This is a genomic window from Caulobacter sp. S45 (assembly GCF_903642205.1).
Lineage (GTDB): Bacteria > Pseudomonadota > Alphaproteobacteria > Caulobacterales > Caulobacteraceae > CAHJWH01.
In genome coordinates, this window is record NZ_CAHJWH010000231.1 from 1 (window position 1) to 3,252 (window position 3,252).

The window sequence follows — 3,252 nt, forward strand, 5'->3', positions numbered from 1 at the left end:
CGTCACGGCGCAGGTTGCGCCGCGCCACCTCCCTCGCTGCGCAGGGGAGGAGAAGTTTGCCGAGGCCCATCATCACGACTTCATCTGGCTGGTGGTCTGCAGCATCTGGTCTGCCGAGGTGACCACCTTGGAGTTCATCTCGTAGGCGCGCTGGGCCACGATCAGGGCGCTGATCTCGGTCACCGGATCGACGTTGGAGGCCTCGGTGTAGCCCTGCTGCAGGGCGCCGAAGCCGGTGGAGTTGGGCGTGCCGGTGACCGGCGCTCCGGACGAACCGCTCTGCAGGAACAGATTGTCGCCGATCGCCTCCAGCCCCGCCTCGTTGTAGAAGCTGACCAGCTGCATCTGGCCGACCTGCTGAGGGTTGACCTGGCCCGGCAGGGTCGCCTGGACCTGGCCTGAGGAGGAGATGCTGACGTCGGTGGCGGTCTGGGGGATCGTCATCTGGGGGATGACCTGGTAGCCCTCCGAGGTCACCACCTGACCCTGGTCGTTCACCGACAGGTTGCCGGCGCGGGTGTAGGCGGTCTCGCCGGACGGCATCAGCACCTGAAGATAGCCGCGCCCGTTGATGGCCACGTCCAGCTTGTTGCCGGTCTGGGTCATCGCGCCTTGGGTCATGATCCGGTAGACGCTGCCGGTCTTTACGCCGGAGCCGAGCTGGACGCCGGTGGGCACGACCGTCCCGGTATCCGAGGATTGGGCGCCGGGGCGCTGCACGTTGTCGTACAGCAGGTCCTCGAACTCGGCGCGCTGGGCCTTGTAGCCGACGGTGTTCATGTTGGCGATGTTGTTGGAGATCACCTCCACGTTCAGCTGCTGGGCGGCCATGCCGGTGGCGGCGATGCGCAGGGCTCTCATGGTCTACGGTCCGCCTTACGAACTGAGCTTGCCGAGACCGTCCACCGCCTTGGCGGAGAGGTCCTGGGTCGCCAGGATGATGTTCTGCACGCGCTCGTAGGCGCGGGTGATGTCGATCAGGCTGGTGACTTCGACCACCGGATTGACGTTGGACTTCTCCACGAAGCCCTGGCGCACCACCGCGTCCGGGGCGCTGGTCGCGCCGGCCGCGCCGGTCGGGTCGGCGAACAGATTGGCGCCTTCCTTGGACAGCGCGCCCTTGTTGGCGAAGCGGGTGACGCCGATGCGGCCCACCTTGCTGATGGCGCCGTTGCGCGCGCTCTGGCTGATCGAGCCGTCCTTGCCGATGGTCGGCGTGGTGAGGGTAGGATCGATGGTCATCGGCGAGCCGCCGGTGTCCAGAACCGGGTCGCCCGCCTGGTCCACCAGCTGGTTCTGCGCGTCGGTTCCGAAGCGGCCGTCGCGGGTGTAGCGCACGCCGTTCGCGGTCTGGATGCTGAAGAAGCCCGCGCCCTCGATGGCGGTGTCGAAGGTGGCGCCGGTCTGCTCCATGGCGCCCTGGCTGAAGTCGCGGGTCGAGCCGTTGTCCAGCACGTAGTTGATCGGCGCATTGCCGAGCCCGAACGAGCTGCCTGGGGCGGTGAGCGGGTCGGTCATCACCGACAGGTGCTCCACCTTGAAGCCCGCGGTATCCACGTTGGCCATGTTATTGGCGGCGACGTCGAGGGCGCGCTGCAGCGTCATCTGCCGCGACAGTCCGACGTAGATGGCGTTGTCCATGCGGCCTCCGTTCGGGAGAGGCGTTGCAAGGGCCGGGCCAGGACTTTTTCAAGCCGGTTGGGGGCTTAGCTGGTTAACGCCGGCGCCCGGGTCCCCTTTTTAGCCGGGCAGATGCTGCCGGGTGGCGAGGCGACGCCTGCCAGGTTCAAACGGAACGTTAACCATGCAGGCCTCAGGTACGGGGGACGGCATGGCTGAGGCGACTCCGCCCGCGCGACAGGTGTTCAGGGTCCCAATGTCCAAGCTCAAGAAGGACAAGACGCCGGCTCCCAAGGCCGATCCCGAGCTCGAGGGCGAGGCCGTCGAGGGTGCGGCGGGGGAGGGCGTCAAGAAGAAGCTGCCGCTGAAGCTGCTGATCGCCGGCGGCGCGGGGGCCCTGGTGGTCCTGGGCGGCGGCGGCGTGGCGGCCGTGCTGATGATGGGCGGCGGCAAGGCCGAGGCGCACAAGGCCCACAAGAAGCCGCCCGCCAAGAAGGACGGCGACAAGAAGGATGCGGGCCCGAACCCCATCAGCCAGGGACCGGACGGTGTGGTCTTCTATACGATGCCGGACATGGTGGTGAACATACAGTCCACCGACGGCCGCCCGACTTACCTGAAGCTCAAGCTCGCCTTCGAGATGGCCGACGAGGACAGCGCCGAGGCGATCTCGCCCAACCAGCTGCGCCTGAACGACATGTTCCAGAGCTTCCTGCGGGAGCTCCGCCCCGACGATCTGGCCGGCAGCGAGGGCAGCTATCAGCTGCGCCAGGAGATTCAGCGCCGGGTGAACCTGGTGATTGCGCCGTCCAAGGTGAACGCGGTGCTCGTCCAGGAAATGCTGGTCCAGTAGCCGATGGCGGACACCCCCACAGAAGCGGACCCCAGCGCCTGGGGCGACAGCGTGGCCGTCGGCTCAGGCGCGCCCGAGCGGGTGCTGAATCAGGAGGAGATCGACAGCCTCCTCGGGTTCGAGCTCAACGACGAGGAGGGAGCTGAGCGCACGGGCGTGCGCGCCATCATCAACTCCGCACTCGTTTCCTACGAACGCCTGCCGATGCTGGAGATCGTCTTCGACCGCCTGGTGCGGTTGCTGACGACCAGCTTGCGCAACTTCACTTCCGACAACGTCGAAGTGAGCCTGGACAACATCTCCTCCATCCGCTTCGGCGATTACCTCAACTCCATCCCCATGCCGGCGATCCTGGCGGTGTTCCGGTGCGAGGAGCTGGACAACTACGGGCTGCTGACCGTCGACTCCAACCTGATCTATTCGGTGGTCGACGTGCTGCTGGGCGGCCGGCGGGGCGCCGCGGCCATGCGGATCGAGGGCCGTCCCTACACCACCATCGAGCGGATGCTGGTCCAGCGCATGGTCGAGGTGGTGCTGAACGATTGTCGGGCGGCCTTCGAACCTCTGACCAAGGTCAGCTTCGACCTGGAGCGGCTGGAGACCAACCCGCGCTTCGCCGCCATCGGCCGGCCCGCCAACGCCGCCATCCTGGTCAAGCTGCGCATCGACATGGAGGACCGCGGTGGGCGGGTGGAGCTGCTGCTCCCCTATGCGACCCTGGAGCCCATCCGCAAGATGCTGCTCCAGCAGTTCATGGGCGAGAAGTTCGGCCGTGACCA

The 3,252-nt window shown here is 66.9% G+C and carries 4 protein-coding genes; 2 read left to right on the forward strand and 2 right to left on the reverse strand.

The annotated features are described in order from the left end of the window. Positions 1-72: 72 nt before the first annotated feature. Both flgG and flgF read right to left on the reverse strand, forming a co-directional pair. Positions 73-861: a flagellar basal-body rod protein FlgG gene (gene flgG, locus HUV06_RS15305; RefSeq protein WP_174302106.1), complete on the reverse strand. Its 789-nt coding sequence runs from the start codon at positions 859-861 to the stop codon at positions 73-75. A 15-nt stretch (positions 862-876) separates the two neighbouring features. Beyond that, entirely contained in the window at positions 877-1,641 is a 765-nt protein-coding gene (flgF, locus tag HUV06_RS15310; protein WP_174302107.1) for a flagellar basal-body rod protein FlgF, read from the reverse strand. 235 nt (positions 1,642-1,876) lie between these two features. Here flgF and HUV06_RS15315 point away from each other — a divergent pair, with 235 nt between their 5' ends. Further along, positions 1,877-2,473, forward strand: coding sequence for a flagellar basal body-associated FliL family protein (locus tag HUV06_RS15315; RefSeq protein WP_174302108.1), 597 nt, complete (start codon positions 1,877-1,879; stop codon positions 2,471-2,473). A 3-nt stretch (positions 2,474-2,476) separates the two neighbouring features. Next, positions 2,477-3,252, forward strand: a 776-nt coding sequence (fliM, locus tag HUV06_RS15320; RefSeq protein ID WP_174302109.1) for a flagellar motor switch protein FliM, incomplete at its 3' end; no start/stop codon positions are given.